The organism is Streptomyces sp. CB01249 (assembly GCF_001905735.1).
Taxonomy (GTDB): Bacteria; Actinomycetota; Actinomycetes; order Streptomycetales; family Streptomycetaceae; genus Streptomyces.
Window position 1 is genome coordinate 1,192,668 of sequence record NZ_LISW01000002.1, and the last position, 18,563, is coordinate 1,211,230.

Here is an 18,563-nt window from a genome sequence, read left to right on the forward strand (position 1 = left end):
CCCCGCACCCCTACCCGTACATGCTTGAGGAGGCCGGCTGATGGCACGGCGATACGACTGCAACGACGCGACCGACCGTACGACGGGGCTGCGCGAAGCCGCGTCGGCCGTCCGCCGCGGCGAGCTCGTCGTGCTGCCCACCGACACCGTGTACGGGATCGGCGCGGACGCCTTCGCCTCCGAGGCGGTCGGCGACCTCCTGGAGGCCAAGGGCCGGGGCCGCAACATGCCCTCGCCGGTCCTCATCGGCTCCCCGAACACCCTGCACGGCCTGGTCACCGACTTCTCCGAACAGGCGTGGGAGCTGGTCGACGCGTTCTGGCCGGGCGCCCTGACCCTGGTCGCCAAGCACCAGCCGTCGCTCCAGTGGGACCTCGGCGACACCCGGGGCACCGTCGCCGTCCGGATGCCGCTGCACCCGGTCGCCATCGAGCTCCTCACCGAGGTCGGCCCGATGGCCGTCTCCAGCGCCAACCTGACCGGCCACCCCTCGCCGGAGGACTGCGACGCGGCCCAGGAGATGCTCGGCGACTCCGTCTCCGTCTACCTCGACGGCGGCCCGACCCCCGGCATCGTGCCCTCCTCCATCGTGGACGTCACCGGCAAGGTGCCCGTCCTGCTGCGCGCCGGAGCGATCTCGGCGGAGGAGCTGCGCAAGGTGGTCCCCGACCTCGAGGTGGCCAATTGACCGCCCCCGAGGGGCGTGGCATAGCGGGGCGGCCCGACACTTTCCGCATCCTCCACGTCAGCACCGGCAACGTCTGCCGCTCGCCGATCACCGAGCGGCTGACCCGGCACGCCCTGGTGCACCGGCTCGGGGACCCGCTCCAGGGCGGGCTGATCGTGGAGAGCGCCGGGACCTGGGGTCACGAGGGCGCCCCGATGGAGGCCAACGCCGAGGTGGTCCTCGCCGACTTCGGCGCCGACGCCACCGGCTTCACCGGCCGTGAGCTGCTGGACGAGCACGTGATCCGTGCCGACCTCGTGCTCACGGCCACCCGCGACCACCGCGCCCAGGTCATCTCCATGGGCCACTCGGCCGGGCTGCGCACCTTCACGCTGAAGGAGTTCACCAGGCTGGTGCGGGCCATAGACCCGGCCACCCTGCCCGACGCCCGCGAGGAGGGCGTGGTCGAGCGTGCCCGCGCCCTGGTCCGGGCCGCCGCGGCACTGCGCGGCTGGCTGCTGGCCCCGACCCCGGACGCTGACGAGGTCCACGACCCGTACGGCGCCCCGATCACCTTCTTCCGGTCCATCGGCGACGAGATCAGCCAGGCCCTGGACCCGGTCGTCACCGCGCTGACCGGCGTCTCCGCGCCCCACTGACTTCCTCTGTGCAACCATCGCGGCGGACTCCGTGTCCTCAACCATGGGACCTGTCTAGTTAAGGTGTGGGCTGAGATGGCCGGCGATATCTGTGGGGCAGCCCGTGCGTGATTACCTGCTGACACTCTGTGTCACGGCCGCTGTGACCTACTTGCTCACCGGTCCGGTGCGCAAGTTCGCCATCGCGGTCGGGGCGATGCCCGCGATCCGCGCGCGCGACGTCCACCGCGAACCGACCCCGAGGCTCGGCGGCATCGCCATGTTCGGCGGGCTGTGCGCGGGGCTCATCGTCGCCAACCACCTGGCGAACCTCGACGGTGTCTTCGAGCTCTCCAGCGAACCGAGGGCGCTGCTCTCCGGAGCGGCGCTGATCTGGCTCATCGGGGTCCTCGACGACAAGTTCGAGATCGACGCCCTGATCAAGCTGGGCGGGCAGATGCTCGCCGCCGCCGTCATGGTCCTCCAGGGCCTCACGATCCTGTGGCTGCCGATCCCGGGCGTCGGCACGGTGGCCCTCACCCCGTGGCAGGGCACGCTGCTCACCGTGGCTCTGGTCGTCATCACGATCAACGCCGTCAACTTCGTGGACGGCCTGGACGGGCTCGCGGCCGGCATGGTCCTCATCGCCGCCGCCGCGTTCTTCCTGTACACCTACCGGCTCTGGTACGGGCACACCATCGAGGCCGCCGCCCCGGCGACGCTGTTCGCGGCGATCCTGATGGGCATGTGCCTCGGCTTCCTGCCGCACAACATGCATCCCGCGCGGATCTTCATGGGCGACTCGGGTTCGATGCTCATCGGCCTGGTGCTCGCGGCCGGCGCGATCTCGGTGACCGGGCAGGTCGACCCGGACACCATGAAGATCTTCGAGGGCAGTGAGCGCCAGGCGACCCACGCGATGCTCCCGGTCTTCATCCCGCTGCTGCTGCCGCTGACCATCATCGCGATCCCGGCGGCGGACCTGGTGCTGGCGATCGTCCGGCGCACCTGGAACGGCCAGTCGCCGTTCGCGGCGGACCGGGGCCACCTGCACCACCGGCTGCTCAACATCGGCCACTCGCACAGCCGGTCGGTGCTGATCATGTACTTCTGGTCGGCGCTGATCGCGTTCGGCGCGGTGGGGTACTCGGTGCACTCGACGTCCCTGTGGATCGTGATCGTGATCGTGGGGCTGAGCGCGCTCGGGCTGATCCTGCTGCTGATGCCCCGGTTCACCCCGCGCGCCCCGCGCTGGGCGGAACGCTTCGTGCCGCCGCGCTACCGCCGCAGACGGCGTCTGCCGGAGGGGCCGGGTGCCGCCGCGTCGGAGGAGGCCGCGGAGGGCCAACAGGGGGCCGTGGGCGGCCAGATGGAGACGGATGGGGCCGAGGGGGCCGGAGGTGCGGCAGAGGCGCGTGAGGCGGCTGCCGGGGCTCCCGTCGCCGCGGGTGTCTCGGGCGTCAACGGGGCGACCGCGATCGGCCACCGTTCGCGTACGACCGACCGCCGGGCGGCCGGTTCCACCCGTCACTGAATCGGGCACCGGCGCCCATTAGCAGACAAAGCGACGCCGTGCCTCGCTCACGCGTGCTCGTTAGCCCTCACGTGTGACAGCAAGCACACTTTCTAGGTAAAGACCTCATCAAATAGTTTGTGATACCGTTCACGAAGCCCGGTGACAGAGCCGAAGGACCTGATGTAGCACGGTCCATCGGCCCGAGGCATCGACTCGGACCGGGCCTACGCTCGTCCATGACGACACACTGCCCACCCCCTGCAAGCGGAGCTGCCGCCATGCCGTCCAACGACGTCCGGACTCTCCTCCAGACCGCCGTACCCACCGCTGCCGCCGGCGCCGTAGCCGCCGCGATCAGCGCTGGCGTCGCCGGTGGCAAGGGAGCCCTGGGCGCGATCGTGGGGACGGTCGTGGTCATCCTCTTCATGGGGATCGGACTCCTGGTCCTGCAACGGACCGCGAGGTCCATGCCCCACCTGTTCCAGGCGATGGGGCTCGCGCTCTACACGGCACAGCTCCTGCTGCTGTTCATCTTCGTCGCCGTATTCAAGAACACCTCGCTGTTCAACCCGAAGGCGTTCGCGATCACCCTGGTCGCGACGACCCTCGTGTGGATCGGCGCACAGGCGCGTGCGCATATGAAGGCGAAGATCCTTTACGTGGAACCCGAATCCGAGAAGGCCGACAAGGCCGGGAAACCGGGGTCCGACGCGTGAAGGGTAGGGGCGGAATAAGTGCGGGGTCAGGACCCTGCTATCGTCCGGTTCCAACTGCGGCACTGCGGGCGCGTGCATGTGAGCTGACGCCTGCTCGATCGCGAGGCTCACATGCCTGACTGCCGCTCACACATCCGAAACACCAGTCCAGTGCCGAACCGCGGCTGCGCGCCGCGCCGACACAACGAGGTTGCCGTACCTATGCGCCACGCTGAAGGAGCCCGCGGTGAGTGCTGACCCGACACAGGTGCTCGCCTTCGAGACCGATTGCCACCTCTTCGACGGTTGTGGCTTTCCGGCACCCGGCCTGCACTCGTTCCTGTTCGAGCCCCTCTGGGGCGACGCGGACAGCAACTTGTACTTCAACAAGACGATGCTGCTGGCCCTGCTCGGCTCGGTGATCATCGTGGGCTTCTTCTGGGCCGCCTTCCGCAAGCCGAAGTTGGTGCCCGGCAAGCTCCAGATGACGGCCGAGGCCGGATACGACTTCATCCGCCGCGGCATCGTCTACGAGACGATCGGCAAGCGCGACGGCGAGAAGTACGTCCCGCTGATGGTCTCCCTGTTCTTCGTCATCTGGATGATGAACCTCTGGTCCATCATCCCGATTGCCCAGTTCCCCGTGACGGCGATCATTTCGTACCCGGCGGTCCTCGCCGGAATCGTCTACCTGCTCTGGGTCGGTCTGACCTTCAAGAAGCACGGGTTCGTCGGCGCCCTCAAGAACTTCACGGGCTACGACAAGAACCTCGGCGGGGTCCTGCCGCTCTCGATGACCATCGAGTTCTTCTCGAACCTCCTGGTCCGGCCGTTCACGCACGCGGTCCGACTCTTCGCCAACATGTTCGCGGGCCACACGCTCCTGCTGCTCTTCACGATCGCCAGCTGGTACATGCTCAACGGCATCGGCATCGCCTACGCGGGCGTGTCGTTCGTGATGGTCCTCGTGATGACGGCCTTCGAACTCTTCATCCAGGCTGTTCAGGCTTACGTCTTCGTGCTGCTGGCCTGCAGCTACATCCAGGGCGCTCTCGCCAAGGGCCACTGAGCACCCCACTCCTGAAGCACCCGGTGGCCAACCCCCACCGGACATTGAAAGAGAAGGAAGAACCGGCATGTCCGCTCTCCAGACCCTCGCCGCCGGCGTCGAAATCAAGGGCAACCTCGGCTCGATCGGTTACGGCCTCGCCGCGATCGGCCCCGGCGTCGGCATCGGCATCATCTTCGGTAACGGCACCCAGGCGCTCGCCCGTCAGCCCGAGGCTGCCGGTCTCATCCGCGCCAACCAGATTCTCGGCTTCGCCTTCTGTGAGGCGCTCGCCCTGATCGGTCTGGTCATGCCGTTCGTCTACCCGACCTCCTGACCGGTCGCGAACAGCCCATTCGACGGAAGGCACTGACGTGAACCCCCTGGTTCAGCTCGCGGCGGAGGAAGCGGAAAACCCGCTCATTCCGCCGATCCCTGAGCTCGTCATTGGCCTCATCGCTTTCGTCATCGTCTTCGGCTTCCTCGCCAAGAAGCTCCTCCCGAACATCAACAAGGTTCTGGAAGAGCGCCGCGAGGCCATCGAAGGCGGTATCGAGAAGGCCGATGCGGCCCAGACCGAGGCCCAGAGCGTTCTTGAGCAGTACAAGGCTCAGCTCGCCGAGGCCCGCCACGAAGCCGCTCGCATGCGCCAGGAGGCGCAGGAGCAGGGCGCCGTGATCCTGCAGGAAATGCGCGCCGAGGGTCAGCGCCAGCGCGACGAGATCGTCGCCGCCGGCCACGCCCAGATCGAGGCCGACCGCAAGGCCGCCGCCGCCGCGCTGCGCCAGGACGTGGGCAAGCTCGCCACCGACCTGGCCGGCAAGCTCGTCGGTGAGTCCCTGGAGGACCACGCCCGGCAGAGTGGCACCGTCGACCGCTTCCTCGACGAGCTCGAAGCGAAGGCCGAGGCCGTCCGATGAACAGCGCGAGCCGCGAGGCACTGGCTGCCGCACGCGAGCGTCTCGACGCGCTGACCGACTCCACGTCGGTCGACGCGGCGAAGCTCGCCGAGGACCTGGCCGGCGTCACGGCGCTGCTGCACCGCGAGGTGTCGCTGCGCCGGGTCCTGACCGACCCGGCGCAGCCGGGCGAGGCCAGGGCCGAGCTGGCAGGCCGCCTGCTCGGCGGCCAGGTGGGCGGCGAAGCCGTCGACCTGGTCTCCGGCATGGTCCGCTCGCGCTGGTCGCAGTCGCGGGACCTGGTCGACGCGGTCGAGGAACTGGCGAACACCGCCGACCTCACCGCCGCCCAGCGCACCGGCGACCTGGACGACGTCGAGGACGAACTCTTCCGGTTCGGCCGCATCGTCGCCTCGGACACCGGCCTGCGTGCCGCGCTCACCAGCCGGACCGCGACCCCCGCCGCCAAGGGCGAGCTGCTCCGCAGCCTGCTCGGCGGCAAGGCGCGGCCCGCCACCGAGCGCGTCATCGTGCGGCTTGTCACCCAGCCGCGTGGACGTAGCCTGGAAGCGGGACTCGACTCCCTGTCCAAGCTCGCCGCGGAGCGCCGGGAGCGCATGGTCGCGATCGTCACCTCCGCGGTGCCGCTCAGCGACCGGCAGAAGCAGCGCCTGGGGTCCGCCCTGGCGAAGATCTACGGCCGCGCGATGCACCTGAACCTGGACGTGGACCCCTCGGTCCTCGGCGGGATCGCGGTGCGGGTCGGCGACGAGGTCATCAACGGCACCATCGCGGACCGCCTCGACGAGGCGACCCGCCGTATGGCCGGCTGACGCAGGCGCGGAGCAACAGAACAGAGCAAGACCAGCGGCCCGGTTGGGCCGTGCAGAAACTGCAGAAGATTCCTGGGGGTCGCCCCCAGACCCCCTTAAGAAACTTCGGGCCCAACAAGGAGAGCAGGGAACCCAGATGGCGGAGCTCACGATCCGGCCGGAGGAGATCCGGGACGCGCTGGAGAACTTTGTCCAGTCGTACAAGCCGGACGCGGCCTCGCGCGAGGAGGTCGGTACGGTCAGCGTTGCCGGCGACGGCATCGCGAAGGTGGAGGGCCTGCCCTCCGCCATGGCGAACGAGCTGCTGAAGTTCGAGGACGGCACCCTCGGTCTCGCCCTCAACCTCGAGGAGCGCGAGATCGGTGCGATCGTCCTCGGCGAGTTCAGCGGCATCGAGGAGGGCCAGCCGGTGCAGCGCACCGGTGAGGTGCTCTCCGTCGGCGTCGGCGAGGGCTACCTCGGCCGCGTCGTAGACCCGCTCGGCAACCCGATCGACGGTCTCGGCGAGATCGCGACCGACGGCCGCCGCGCCCTCGAGCTGCAGGCCCCTGGCGTCATGGTCCGCAAGTCGGTGCACGAGCCGATGCAGACCGGCTACAAGGCCGTCGACGCCATGGTGCCGATCGGCCGCGGCCAGCGTCAGCTGATCATTGGTGACCGTCAGACGGGTAAGACCGCTCTGGCCGTCGACACGATCATCAACCAGCGCGACAACTGGCGCTCGGGCGACGTGAACAAGCAGGTGCGCTGCATCTACGTCGCCATCGGGCAGAAGGGCTCCACGATCGCGTCCGTGCGCGGCGCCCTCGAAGAGGCCGGTGCGCTGGAGTACACGACCATCGTCGCCGCCCCGGCGTCCGACCCGGCCGGCTTCAAGTACCTCGCGCCGTACACCGGCTCGGCCATCGGCCAGCACTGGATGTACCAGGGCAAGCACGTCCTGATCATCTTCGACGACCTCTCGAAGCAGGCCGACGCCTACCGCGCCGTCTCCCTGCTGCTGCGCCGTCCGCCGGGCCGTGAGGCGTACCCCGGCGACGTCTTCTACCTCCACTCGCGTCTGCTGGAGCGCTGCGCCAAGCTCTCCGACGACATGGGTGCCGGTTCGATGACGGGTCTCCCGATCGTCGAGACCAAGGCGAACGACGTGTCGGCGTTCATCCCGACCAACGTCATCTCCATCACCGACGGCCAGTGCTTCCTGGAGTCCGACCTGTTCAACGCCGGTCAGCGTCCGGCCCTGAACGTCGGTATCTCGGTCTCCCGCGTCGGTGGCTCCGCCCAGCACAAGGCCATGCGCCAGGTGTCCGGCCGACTCCGCGTGGACCTCGCCCAGTACCGCGAGCTGGAGGCGTTCGCCGCCTTCGGTTCCGACCTGGACGCGGCCTCGAAGGCTTCGCTGGAGCGCGGTAAGCGCATGGTCGAGCTGCTGAAGCAGCCGCAGTACGCCCCGTTCCCCGTCGAGGAGCAGGTCGTCTCCGTCTGGGCCGGCACCAACGGCAAGATGGACGACGTCCCGGTCGAGGACATCCGCCGCTTCGAGACGGAGCTGCTGGAGTACCTGCGCCGCGAGCGCAAGGACCTCCTCACCAGCATCCGCGAGGGCGCCAAGATGTCCAACGACACGCTGGAAGCGATCGCCGACGCCGTGGCCGCCTTCAAGCAGCAGTTCGAGACCTCGGACGGCAAGCTCCTGGGCGAGGGCTGATCGATGGGCGCTCAGCTTCGCGTTTACAAGCGCCGCATCCGCTCCGTCACCGCCACGAAGAAGATCACCAAGGCGATGGAGATGATCGCCGCCTCGCGCATCGTCAAGGCGCAGCGCCAGGTGGCGGCGTCGACGCCGTACGCCACCGAGCTGACCCGCGCGGTGACGGCGGTGGCGACCGGCTCCACGACCAAGCACCCGCTGACCACCGAGGCCGAGTCCCCGGCCCGGGCCGCGATCCTGCTCATCACGAGCGACCGCGGTCTGGCCGGCGGTTACTCCTCCAACGCCATCAAGGCCGCGGAGAAGCTGACCGAGCGGCTGCGCGGTGAGGGCAAGGAGGTCGACACGTACGTGATCGGCCGCAAGGGTGTCGCCTACTACGGGTTCCGCGAGCGCAAGATCGCGGACTCGTGGACCGGCTTCACCGACAGCCCGACGTACGCGGATGCCAAGCGGGCGGCTGCCCCGCTGATCGAGGCGGTGTCCCAGGAGACCGCCGAGGGCGGCGTCGACGAGCTGCACATCGTCTTCACGGAGTTCGTGTCGATGATGACGCAGAACCCGGTCGACGACCGGATGCTGCCGCTCAGTCTCGGTGCCACGGAGCAGGAGACCGGCAAGGGCGAGATCCTGCCGCTCTTCGACTTCGAGCCGTCGGCGGAGGACGTCCTCGACGCCCTGCTTCCGCGGTACGTCGAGAGCCGTATCTACAACGCGCTGCTGCAGGCCGCTGCTTCCGAGCACGCCGCCCGCCGCCGCGCGATGAAGTCGGCCACCGACAACGCCGGTGAGCTCATCAAGACGCTCTCCCGGCTTGCCAACGCGGCCCGCCAGGCCGAAATCACCCAGGAAATCAGCGAGATCGTCGGTGGTGCCAGTGCGCTGGCCGACGCGACCGCGGGGAGTGACAAGTAATGACGACCACAGTTGAGACGGCCGTTGCCACGGGCCGCGTCGCCCGGGTCATCGGCCCGGTCGTCGACGTGGAGTTCCCCGTCGACGCGATGCCGGACATCTACAACGCGCTGACCGTCGAGGTGGCCGACCCGGCCGAGGACGGCAAGCTCAAGACGCTGACGCTCGAGGTCGCCCAGCACCTCGGTGACGGCGTGATCCGCGCGATCTCGATGCAGCCGACCGACGGTCTGGTCCGCCAGGCCCCGGTCACCGACACGGGCACCGGCATCACGGTCCCCGTCGGCGACATCACCAAGGGCAAGGTGTTCAACACCCTTGGCCAGATCCTGAACAAGCCCGAGGCCGAGGCCGAGGTCACCGAGCGCTGGCCGATCCACCGCAAGGCGCCCAACTTCGACCAGCTCGAGTCCAAGACCGAGATGTTCGAGACCGGCGTCAAGGTCATCGACCTCCTCACCCCGTACGTCAAGGGTGGAAAGATCGGTCTGTTCGGTGGTGCCGGTGTCGGCAAGACCGTGCTGATCCAGGAGATGATCTACCGCGTCGCCAACAACCACGACGGTGTGTCGGTGTTCGCGGGCGTCGGTGAGCGCACCCGTGAGGGCAACGACCTCATCGAGGAGATGGCCGACTCCGGCGTCATCGACAAGACGGCGCTCGTCTTCGGCCAGATGGACGAGCCGCCGGGGACCCGTCTCCGCGTCGCCCTGGCCGGTCTGACCATGGCGGAGTACTTCCGCGATGTGCAGAAGCAGGACGTGCTCTTCTTCATCGACAACATCTTCCGGTACACCCAGGCCGGTTCCGAGGTGTCCACCCTGCTCGGCCGTATGCCGTCCGCGGTGGGTTACCAGCCGAACCTGGCCGACGAGATGGGTCTGCTCCAGGAGCGCATCACGTCGACCCGCGGTCACTCGATCACCTCGATGCAGGCGATCTACGTCCCCGCGGACGACCTGACCGACCCGGCGCCGGCGACCACCTTCGCCCACCTCGACGCGACGACGGTTCTCTCCCGTCCGATCTCCGAGAAGGGCATCTACCCGGCCGTGGACCCGCTGGACTCGACGTCCCGCATCCTCGACCCGCGGTACATCGCGGCGGACCACTACGAGGCCGCCATGCGTGTCAAGGGGATCCTCCAGAAGTACAAGGACCTCCAGGACATCATCGCGATCCTCGGTATCGACGAGCTGGGCGAGGAGGACAAGCTCGTTGTCCACCGTGCCCGTCGCGTCGAGCGCTTCCTGTCGCAGAACACCCACGTCGCCAAGCAGTTCACCGGCGTGGACGGTTCGGACGTTCCGCTCGACGAGTCGATCGCCGCGTTCAACGCCATCTGCGACGGTGAGTACGACCACTTCCCCGAGCAGGCGTTCTTCATGTGCGGTGGCATCGAGGACCTGAAGGCCAACGCCAAGGAGCTCGGCGTCTCCTGAGCCCCCGGCTCACCGAGGGGGGCGGGTGCGTCCCGTCCCCCTCACCACGCCCCGTAGAATTGACCCAACACCCGGCACGACCGCCGGGTGGTGACCCGAGGAGCCACCCTTGGCTGCTGAGCTGCACGTCGAGCTGGTCGCCGCGGACCGCAGTGTCTGGTCCGGCGAGGCCACCCTGGTCGTCGCGCGCACCACGTCCGGCGACATCGGCGTCATGCCCGGTCACCAGCCGCTTCTGGGTGTGCTGGAATCGGGCCCGGTGACGATCCGTACGAGCGAGGGCGCGACCGTCGTCGCCGCCGTGCACGGCGGTTTCATCTCGTTCGCCGACGACAAGCTTTCGCTTCTCGCGGAGATCGCGGAGCTTGCCGACGAGATCGACGTCCAGCGCGCCGAGCGTGCGCTGGAGCGTGCGAAGTCGGACACGGACGCCGCTTCCGAGCGGCGTGCCGAAGTACGACTGCGTGCGGTGGCGGCACACTAGCCACCTCACGACATGGATTTACCCTCAGCCGCGGCCCGGTCCGGAGACTCTCCGGACCGTGTCGCGGCTGAGGCGATGCAGATGCAGGTGACGTACGGACGGTGTCCGTTTACTCGATGATGCGAGGAGGTCGGTGGAGATGTACCTCGCGCTGTGGGTGGGCGGACTGGTCGTCGCACTGGTCGCGCTGGGACTCTTCGTCTTCGGTCTGCGCCGGCGGCTGATCCAGCGTTCCGGCGGGACCTTCGACTGCAGTCTCCGGTGGAACGTACCCGAGGAACCCGACCTGTCCGGCAAGGGCTGGGTGTACGGCGTCGCCCGGTACAGCGGCGACAAGGTGAACTGGTTCCGGGTCTTCAGCTACTCGCCGCGTCCGCGCCGGGTCCTGGAACGGTCCGCGATCGAGGTCGTGGCCCGCCGGATGCCGGAGGGCGAGGAGGAGCTGGCGCTGCTCTCCGACGCGATCGTGCTCGGCTGTCTCCACCGGGAGACCCGCCTGGAGCTGGCGATGAGCGAGGACGCGCTGACCGGTTTCCTCGCCTGGCTGGAGGCGGCCCCGCCCGGCCAGCGGGTCAACGTCGCCTAGCGCTTTTACGCCGGATCAGGCCGCGACCGTCGGGCGCACCCGGGTCAGCATCAGCTCCAGGAAGCGGTCCGGGTGCCGGAACGACGCGAAGTGGCTCGCGTCCTCGATCAGCGCGAAGTCCTTGGCCGGTGCCGTGACGGCCTCGTAGAACGCGCGTGCCGGTTCCGGCGGCGTCAGCACGTCGTGCGCCCCCTGGAAGACGAAGAACGGCAGGGCGAAGTCGGTGCCCTCGGCCCACTCGTCGATCCCCACGGCCTCGGGCGCGACGCGCTCCGAGAAGGTCATGCCCCGCAGGTAGGAGCGCAGCCCGCGCAGCGTGTGCAGGGGTGAGAACCACAGCGAGCGGACCACCACGGTCTTCATGGTGTCGTAGGTCAGCGGGTCGGACGTCACGACGATCTTCGCTCGGGCCGACCACTGTTCCGGGGTCCAGGCGGCGGGGTCGGGGCCCATCGCGGTGATGGCGGCCAGGTCCTTGCGCTTCCCGGCCGCCCGCAACCGTTCCAGCAGGGCGTCGTGGGCGCTTCGGTCGCGGCCGCCCCCGTTGATGTTCTGGTCGGTGCCGACGTACGCGGAGTACCGCTCGGGGTGGCTGCGGGCCAGCCGCAGTCCGATGACCGTGCCGAACGAGTTGGCCACCAGCAGCACCTTGTCGACGCCCATCCGGGCCCTGATGTGGTCGGTGACCTCCAGGGCGTCCTCGTACAGCCGGTTCAGGGTGAACTCCCCCTGGCCGTCGGGGCCGTGCGCGGCGAAGGTGCGGCCGGCGCCGCGCATGTCCCAGCGGACGACGGTGAAGTGCCGCTCCCAGGCCCGGGTGCGCGGCAGGAAGATGTGGTTGGAGGCGCCGGGGCCGCCGTGGATCTCCAGGATCACCGGGTTGGCGCGGTCGTCGCCGCGTACGGAGATCCACTGGTCGATGCCGCCGATCCGGACGAAGCCCGACTCCTCGATCCCGTGCGGTGCGGTGATGCGCAGTTTCCGGGCGTGGGCGGTGCGCTTGAGCTGCCGGTAGCCCAGCATTCCGGCGGCGGGGGCGGCTATCAGGGCGGCGGCGGACGCGGTGACGATCGTGGCCGGCATGGCTGACTCCTTAAACTGTTTATGGCATAAGCGGTAGTGCTTAAGGTATATACAGTTGTTTAGATGGTGTCAACCGTCCGACGGAGACCAGGGAGTACGCGATGGCCGGGGCAGCCGGGAGAAGCAAGCGGACGGGGCCGAGGGACATCCGGGCCGGGGTCGAGCTGCTCTGGGGTGAGCGGGAGCGGCCCGCCCGGGGCCCCAAGCCCTCGCTGACCCCGCGCCGGATCGCCGACGAGGCGGTCGCCGTCGCCGACGCGGAGGGCCTGGACGCGGTCTCGATGGGGCGCGTCGCGGCCGGGCTCGGGGTCTCCGGGATGGCGCTCTACCGCTATGTGCCCGGCAAGACGGAGCTGGTCGAGCTCATGGTGGAGGTGGCCCTCGCCGACGTACCCGACCTCGCGGACGCGGGGCCGGGCTGGCGGGAGCGGCTGGCCGCCTGGAGCCGGCGGTCCCGGCAGGTGTACGCGGACCACCCGTGGCTGCTCACGGCCACCGCGATGCGCCGGCAGATCATGGGCCCGCACCAGCTGGGCTGGCTGGACGCGGCCCACGCCGCGCTGGAGCCGACGGGGCTCGGGGCCGCCGACCGGCAGCAGGTCGTCCTGCTGCTGATCGGCCAGGTGCGCAGCCTCGCCCAGCAGACGGCGGACTTCGACGTGGAGCACGCCCGGGAGTGGGGCCGGCTGACCGGGGAGCTCCTGGAACGGCACGCCGACCGGTTCCCCGCGCTCACCCGGGCCATCGCGGCCGGGGCCTTCGACGCGAGCGGCACCGACTCGCCGGACTTCGGTCTGGACCGCATCCTCGACGGCGTCCAGGCGCTGATCGACGCGACGGCACCGTAAAGGCGCCGCGGGCACGCGAAAAACCGGGGAGACAGGGGGCGGACCTGTCTCCCCGGCGTTTTCGGGGGGTTGAGCCTCGGGGGCTAGTTGAGGCCGGTGTTCATGGCGCTCACGAGTTCACCGTTGCTGGTGTCCCCGCTGAACTCCCAGAAGAACGCGCCGCCCAGGCCCTGCGACTTCGCCCAGGCCATCTTCGACTTGATGGTGGCCGGGGTGTCGTAGCTCCACCAGTTGGTGCCGCAGTGGGCGTACGCGGTGCCGGCGATCGTGCCGGTGGACGGGCAGGTGTTCTTGAGGACCTTGTAGTCCTCGATGCCCGCCTCGTACGTGCCCGGGGCGGCGCCGGTGGCGGTGCCGCCGGGCGCGTCCTGGGTGACGCCGGTCCAGCCGCGGCCGTAGAAGCCGATGCCGAGCAGCAGCTTGGACGCGGGGACGCCCTGGGCCTTCAGCTTGGCGATGGCGTCGGCGGAGTTGAAGCCCGCGATCGGGATGCCGGAGTACGAGTTCAGCGGGGAGTGCGGGGCGGTCGGGCCCTTCGCGTCCCAGGCGCCGAAGAAGTCGTACGTCATCACGTTGTACCAGTTGAGCGACTGCGCGGCGCCGGCGTAGTCCGCCAGGTCGATCTTGCCGCCCTGGGAGCCGTCGGCCGTGATGGCGGCGGTGACCAGGTTGTTGCTGCCGAACTTGGTGCGCAGCGCCGAGGTGAGCTTCTTCAGCGCGTCCGGGCCGCTGGAGTCACAGGTCAGACCGCAGGCGTTGGGGTACTCCCAGTCGATGTCGATGCCGTCGAAGACATCGGCCCAGCGCGGGTCCTCGACCAGGCTGTAGCAGGAGTCGGCGAACGCGGCCGGGTTCTGGGCCGCCTGGCCGAAGCCGCCGGACCAGGTCCAGCCGCCGAAGGACCACAGCACCTTGATGTGGGGGTACTTCGCCTTCAGCTTGCGCAGCTGGTTGAAGCTGCCGCGCAGCGGCTGGTCCCAGGTGTCGGCGACGCCGTCGACGGACTGGTCGGCGGTGTACGCCTTGTCGTAGTCGGCGTAGGAGTCGCCGATGGTGCACTTGCCGCCCTGGACGTTGCCGAAGGCGTAGTTGATGTGCGTGATCTTCGCGGCCGAACCGGACGTGTCCAGGTTCTTGACGTGGTAGTTGCGCCCGTAGACGCCCCACTCGGCGAAGTAGCCGAGGTTGACCTTGTCGCCGGTGCCGGGGTCGGTGCCGCCACCGCCCGTGGTGTGGACCTTGACCGCGCCGCTGACCGGGCCGGTCTGGTCGGCGGTGTCCCGCGCCTGCACGCTGTACGAGTAGTCCGTGCCCGCGGTGAGGCCGGTGTTCGTGTACGTGGTGCCGGTGACCGTGGCGACGACCGAGCCGTCGCGCAGCACGTCGTAGTTCTTGACGCCCTTGTCGTCGGTGGCCGCGGTCCAGCTGATCTTCGCCGAGGTGTCGGTGACGGCGCTCGCGGTGGGGGTGCCCGGCGCCGACGGGGGATTGTCACCCGGGACGGTGGGGCCGCCGTCGCAGGAGGCGCCGTTCAGCGTGCAGTTGGTGGCGGCGCCGCTGCCGGAGCCGGTGCCGTTGAAGCCGAAGGAGACGCTGGCGCCGGGGGCGACGGTGCCGTTCCAGCCGACGTTCTTGGCGGTCCAGTGGTTGCCCGTGTGGGTGACGGTGGCGTCCCAGGCGGAGCCGACGCCGGTGCCGCTGGGGAAGTCCCACTCGATGGTCCAGGAGCTGAGGGACGTGGTGCCGGTGTTCTTCACCGTCCACTGGCCCTCGAAGCCGGTGCCCCAGTCGGACTTCTTGACGTACGTGGCCGTGGCGGAGGTCGCCGCCTCGGCGGGGGAGGCCATGCCGACCATGGCGGCAAGGGGAAGGAGCAGCGCGGTGAGGCCCGCGACGGCTCTGCTTCTGGTGGCTCGACCGGACCCGAGTCTGAATCGGGTACGGCGGGGGGTCTCAGTGCTCAACGGTGCTCCTCGGGTGAGGTCCGGACATACGGGGTGGTCCGTGAACTGCAACCCTGCGCCGCCCTGAACCCGCTTTGTCATGGCAGGTTCACCGCAGTGTGTTCGGTGAGATTAAGAAGGTCTGGACCAATCGTCAAGAGGTCTGGACCAAAGATCGTGACCGTCCGCTGAATAAACCTCAGACACCCAACTCCTGTGCCAGCACGGCCGCCTGGACCCTGCTGCGCAGCTCCAGCTTGCCCAGCAACCGGCTGACGTGCGTCTTCGCCGTCGCCTCCGCCATGGACAGCCGTTCGGCGATCTCCGCGTTCGACAATCCCTCGCCGAGGCACCCCAGCACCTCGCGCTCCCGCCGGGTCAGCGCCTCCAGCACCGACGCGTCCGGAGCGTCCGCCCGTACGGAACCGCCCCCGGCGAACTCCGCGATCAGCCGCCGCGTCACGGCCGGGGCGATCAGCCCCTCACCGCGCGCCACCGTGCGCACCGCGTCGAGCAGCCCGACCGCCTCGGTGTCCTTCAGCAGGAAGCCCGAGGCCCCCGCCCGCAGCGCCCCGAACACATAGGCGTCCAGGTCGAACGTCGTCAGCACCAGGACGTCCGCCAGCCCCTCGGCGGTCACCTGCCGGGTCGCCGCGACCCCGTCCAGGCGCGGCATCTGCACGTCCATCAGCACCAGGTCCGGCCGCAGCTCCCGGGCCAGCCGCACCGCCTCCTCGCCGTCCCCGGCCTCCCCGACGACCTCGATGTCCGGCGCGCTGCCCAGGATGAGCACCAGCCCCGCCCGTACCGCCGTCTGGTCCTCCGCGACCACCACCCGGACCGTCATGACCCCACGCCTCCTTCGTCCACGGGCAGTTCGGCCCGCACCCGCCACATCCCGCTCACCGGCCCCGCCTCGAACTCCCCGCCGAGCAGCGCCACCCGCTCCCGCATCCCCACCAGACCGGCCCCCGACCCCGGCGCGCGCGGCCCCGCCCGGTCCCCGAGCACGCTGCTCACCTCCACCGTCAGCCGCCGCCCCGTCTGTCCCAGCCGCACCGTCACCGGGCCCGGCGCCGCGTGCTTGAGCGCGTTGGTCAGGGACTCCTGCACGATCCTGTACGCGGCCGGCCCGACCGGCGCCGGCAGGGGCGCCCCGCCGTCCCTGGTGTCCTCAAGTACGCAGGTCAGCCCGCCGTCCGCGGCGGCCGCGCGGTGCTGCTCGACCAGCGCGTCCAGCGAACCCAGGGACGGCGAGCTGCTGGGCTCCGCGTCGGCGGCCCCGGTGCGCAGCAGCCCGATCAGGCGGCGCATTTCGGCCAGACCCTCGACGGAGTTCTCGCGGATGACCCCGAGGGCGTTGCGCGAGGTCTCCGGGTCGCCGAGGGAGAGCGCGGCGGTGGAGTGGATGGCGATCGCGGACAGGTGGTTGGCGACCAGGTCGTGCAGCTCGCGCGCCATCCGGGCCCGCTCGGCGGTCACCGCCTGGGTGCGGTCCATCTCGGCGAGCAGGGCGGTCTGGTCGGCGCGCAGCCGGGCCGCGTCGGCGGCGTCCCGGTGGTTGCGCACGCTGACCCCGGTGAGGGCGGGCACGAAGACGACGAGGGCGGTGACGATGCCGAGGAGCAGGGCCTCGGGGCTGCGGATCCAGGCGAGCGAGCCGATGGTGACGACCAGGGAGATCAGGAAGGTCACCACCGGGATGCGGCGGGCCGCCGCCGGGGTGCCGTACAGCACCGCCGCGTACATGACGTCGGTGTACATCGCCACGGTGGCCAGATTGCCGTGGGTGCACTGGTCCGCGACGAGCGCGACGGAGCCGACGGCCAGGGCGGTGCGCGGCGCGGTCCTGCGCAGCAGCTCCGCCGCCGCCATCACGACGAGCGGGACGAGCGGCAGGCGGGTGTCCCCGAAGACGTCACCGGTCCGCATGTACAGGTTGAGCGACCACAGCACCAGTCCGCCGAGCAGCCCGAGGACCGCGATGAGCACGTCGTCGCGGTGCGGGCGGGGCAGGGAGAGCGTCGGCACTACATCGAAGTATGCAGTCGTCTTTCGTCACCTGGGCCGACGCCCCGGGCCCGCGCGGCGGCCAGGCTGGAGGGGAGCGCAAAGGAGCGGACCCGTGATCGTCACACTCATCGTCGCCTGCGAGATCGCCTTCTGGGTGCTGCTGGCCGCCGGGCTCGCCCTGCGGTACGGGGCGCGCAAGCCGCGCCTGGGCGCCGCGGTGCTGCTGTGCGAACCGGTGCTGGAGCTGGTCCTGCTCGCGGTGACCGCCGTCGACCTGAAGAACGGCGCCGAGCCGGACTGGAAGCACGGGCTCGCCGCGGTGTACATCGGCTTCACCGTCGGCCTCGGGCACTCCACCATCAAGTGGGCCGACGCCCGCGTCGCCCACCGGTTCGCCGGTGGCCCGCCGCCGGTGAAGCCGCCGAAGTACGGGAAGGCGCGGGCGGTCCACGAGTGGAGGGTCGCCGGCCGCTGGACCGTGGCCGCCGCGACCGCGCTGGCGCTGCTCCAGGCGGCCGTCTGGTACGTGGGCGGCGACGGGGACGTGAGCTCGCTGCGGTCCTGGCAGCGGACGATGCTGCTGGTCATCGGGATCAACCTGGTGATCGCCGCGAGCTACACGCTGTTCCCGAAACGGGAGCCGGGCCCGATTCCCTAGCGCTCGCCGCCCGGCACCCAGAGGACGTCGCCGACCTCCTTGTTCGCCACCCGGGCCAGGATGAACAGCAGGTCCGAGAGGCGGTTGAGGTAGGTCGCCGTCAGCGCGTTCATCACCTCGCCGTGCACCTCCATCGCCGCCCAGGTGGACCGCTCGGCGCGCCGGACCACGGTGCACGCCTGGTGGAGCAGCGCCGCGCCCGGCGTACCGCCCGGGAGGATGAAGCTGCGGAGCTTCTCCACCTGTTCCAGGTAGTGGTCGCAGTCGGCCTCCAGCTTGTCCACGTACGACTGCTCGACGCGCAGCGGCGGGGCCATCGTTTTTGAAAGAGCCGGGTCCTCGACCACCGGCGTGGAGAGGTCCGCGCCCACGTCGAACAGGTCGTTCTGCACGCGGACGAGGACCTTCACGACGTCCTCGTCCAGCCCCCCGAGGGCGATCGCGGTGCCGATGACCGCGTTGGCCTCATTGGCGTCGGCGTACGCGGAGATCCGCAGATCGGTCTTGGCGGTGCGGCTCATGTCGCCGAGGGCGGTGGTGCCCTTGTCGCCGGTACGGGTGTAGATGCGCGTCAGATTGACCAT

Annotated in this window: 20 protein-coding genes; 15 read left to right on the forward strand and 5 right to left on the reverse strand. The window is 69.8% G+C overall.

What is annotated here, in order from left to right; translation table 11 throughout:
• Window positions 1-40: 40 nt before the first annotated feature.
• The 13 genes from AMK18_RS13915 (at window position 41) to AMK18_RS13975 (ending at window position 11,434) form a co-directional block, all read left to right on the forward strand.
• A complete protein-coding gene (locus tag AMK18_RS13915) occupies window positions 41-688 on the forward strand; it encodes an L-threonylcarbamoyladenylate synthase (protein WP_018102641.1) in 648 nt (215 codons plus the stop codon).
• The gene (locus tag AMK18_RS13920) at window positions 685-1,326 is read left to right on the forward strand and encodes an arsenate reductase/protein-tyrosine-phosphatase family protein (protein WP_018102640.1); all 642 of its coding nucleotides are present in this window, start codon (window positions 685-687) and stop codon (window positions 1,324-1,326) included. The genes AMK18_RS13915 and AMK18_RS13920 overlap by 4 nt, the downstream gene beginning before the upstream one ends.
• A 91-nt stretch (window positions 1,327-1,417) precedes the next feature.
• Window positions 1,418-2,839: an MraY family glycosyltransferase gene (locus tag AMK18_RS13925; protein ID WP_073863015.1), complete on the forward strand. Its 1,422-nt coding sequence runs from the start codon at window positions 1,418-1,420 to the stop codon at window positions 2,837-2,839.
• A gap of 260 nt (window positions 2,840-3,099) precedes the next feature.
• Window positions 3,100-3,537, forward strand: coding sequence for a hypothetical protein (locus AMK18_RS13930; RefSeq protein ID WP_018102638.1), 438 nt, complete (start codon window positions 3,100-3,102; stop codon window positions 3,535-3,537).
• A gap of 226 nt (window positions 3,538-3,763) precedes the next feature.
• The gene (atpB, locus tag AMK18_RS13935; RefSeq protein WP_026171462.1) at window positions 3,764-4,585 is read left to right on the forward strand and encodes a F0F1 ATP synthase subunit A; all 822 of its coding nucleotides are present in this window, start codon (window positions 3,764-3,766) and stop codon (window positions 4,583-4,585) included.
• Between the two features lie 67 nt (window positions 4,586-4,652).
• Window positions 4,653-4,901 carry an ATP synthase F0 subunit C gene (gene atpE / locus AMK18_RS13940; protein ID WP_018102636.1) on the forward strand — a complete coding sequence of 83 codons (249 nt, stop codon included), beginning with the start codon at window positions 4,653-4,655 and terminating at the stop codon, window positions 4,899-4,901.
• 37 nt (window positions 4,902-4,938) lie between these two features.
• The gene (locus AMK18_RS13945; protein WP_018102635.1) at window positions 4,939-5,484 is read left to right on the forward strand and encodes a F0F1 ATP synthase subunit B; all 546 of its coding nucleotides are present in this window, start codon (window positions 4,939-4,941) and stop codon (window positions 5,482-5,484) included.
• Complete coding sequence (locus AMK18_RS13950; protein ID WP_073863016.1) at window positions 5,481-6,296, forward strand: F0F1 ATP synthase subunit delta; 816 nt, start codon at window positions 5,481-5,483, stop codon at window positions 6,294-6,296. The genes AMK18_RS13945 and AMK18_RS13950 overlap by 4 nt, the downstream gene beginning before the upstream one ends.
• A gap of 136 nt (window positions 6,297-6,432) precedes the next feature.
• On the forward strand, window positions 6,433-8,004 hold the full coding sequence (gene atpA / locus AMK18_RS13955; RefSeq protein WP_018102633.1) for a F0F1 ATP synthase subunit alpha: 1,572 nt from the start codon (window positions 6,433-6,435) through the stop codon (window positions 8,002-8,004).
• A 3-nt stretch (window positions 8,005-8,007) separates the two neighbouring features.
• Window positions 8,008-8,922, forward strand: coding sequence for a F0F1 ATP synthase subunit gamma (locus AMK18_RS13960; protein ID WP_018102632.1), 915 nt, complete (start codon window positions 8,008-8,010; stop codon window positions 8,920-8,922).
• Window positions 8,922-10,364 (forward strand): F0F1 ATP synthase subunit beta, encoded by a 1,443-nt coding sequence (atpD, locus tag AMK18_RS13965; protein ID WP_018102631.1) that lies wholly within the window; start codon window positions 8,922-8,924, stop codon window positions 10,362-10,364. Before AMK18_RS13960 ends, atpD begins: the two co-directional genes overlap by 1 nt.
• Before the next feature lie 109 nt (window positions 10,365-10,473).
• Window positions 10,474-10,848: a F0F1 ATP synthase subunit epsilon gene (locus tag AMK18_RS13970; protein ID WP_073863017.1), complete on the forward strand. Its 375-nt coding sequence runs from the start codon at window positions 10,474-10,476 to the stop codon at window positions 10,846-10,848.
• Between the two features lie 139 nt (window positions 10,849-10,987).
• A complete protein-coding gene (locus AMK18_RS13975; RefSeq protein WP_020207372.1) occupies window positions 10,988-11,434 on the forward strand; it encodes a DUF2550 domain-containing protein in 447 nt (148 codons plus the stop codon).
• A gap of 15 nt (window positions 11,435-11,449) precedes the next feature.
• Here AMK18_RS13975 and AMK18_RS13980 read toward each other — a convergent pair whose 3' ends face one another.
• The gene (locus AMK18_RS13980; protein ID WP_073863018.1) at window positions 11,450-12,517 is read right to left on the reverse strand and encodes an alpha/beta fold hydrolase; all 1,068 of its coding nucleotides are present in this window, start codon (window positions 12,515-12,517) and stop codon (window positions 11,450-11,452) included.
• Between the two features lie 101 nt (window positions 12,518-12,618).
• Here AMK18_RS13980 and AMK18_RS13985 point away from each other — a divergent pair, with 101 nt between their 5' ends.
• Window positions 12,619-13,365: a TetR/AcrR family transcriptional regulator gene (locus tag AMK18_RS13985; RefSeq protein ID WP_073863019.1), complete on the forward strand. Its 747-nt coding sequence runs from the start codon at window positions 12,619-12,621 to the stop codon at window positions 13,363-13,365.
• An 83-nt stretch (window positions 13,366-13,448) separates the two neighbouring features.
• Here the strand turns inward: AMK18_RS13985 and AMK18_RS13990 are convergent, their stop codons facing one another.
• The 3 genes from AMK18_RS13990 to AMK18_RS14000 form a co-directional block, all read right to left on the reverse strand.
• A complete protein-coding gene (locus AMK18_RS13990) occupies window positions 13,449-15,329 on the reverse strand; it encodes a glycoside hydrolase family 18 chitinase (RefSeq protein WP_073863020.1) in 1,881 nt (626 codons plus the stop codon).
• Between the two features lie 178 nt (window positions 15,330-15,507).
• Window positions 15,508-16,155 (reverse strand): response regulator, encoded by a 648-nt coding sequence (locus AMK18_RS13995; RefSeq protein ID WP_073863021.1) that lies wholly within the window; start codon window positions 16,153-16,155, stop codon window positions 15,508-15,510.
• Window positions 16,152-17,339, reverse strand: coding sequence for a sensor histidine kinase (locus tag AMK18_RS14000; RefSeq protein ID WP_073863022.1), 1,188 nt, complete (start codon window positions 17,337-17,339; stop codon window positions 16,152-16,154). The genes AMK18_RS13995 and AMK18_RS14000 overlap by 4 nt, the downstream gene beginning before the upstream one ends.
• A gap of 94 nt (window positions 17,340-17,433) precedes the next feature.
• Here AMK18_RS14000 and AMK18_RS14005 point away from each other — a divergent pair, with 94 nt between their 5' ends.
• Window positions 17,434-17,979 carry a hypothetical protein gene (locus tag AMK18_RS14005; protein ID WP_073863023.1) on the forward strand — a complete coding sequence of 182 codons (546 nt, stop codon included), beginning with the start codon at window positions 17,434-17,436 and terminating at the stop codon, window positions 17,977-17,979.
• Here AMK18_RS14005 and AMK18_RS14010 read toward each other — a convergent pair.
• Window positions 17,976-18,563 carry a cob(I)yrinic acid a,c-diamide adenosyltransferase gene (locus AMK18_RS14010; protein WP_073863024.1) on the reverse strand — a complete coding sequence of 196 codons (588 nt, stop codon included), beginning with the start codon at window positions 18,561-18,563 and terminating at the stop codon, window positions 17,976-17,978. The two genes, AMK18_RS14005 and AMK18_RS14010, sit on opposite strands and share 4 nt — an antisense overlap.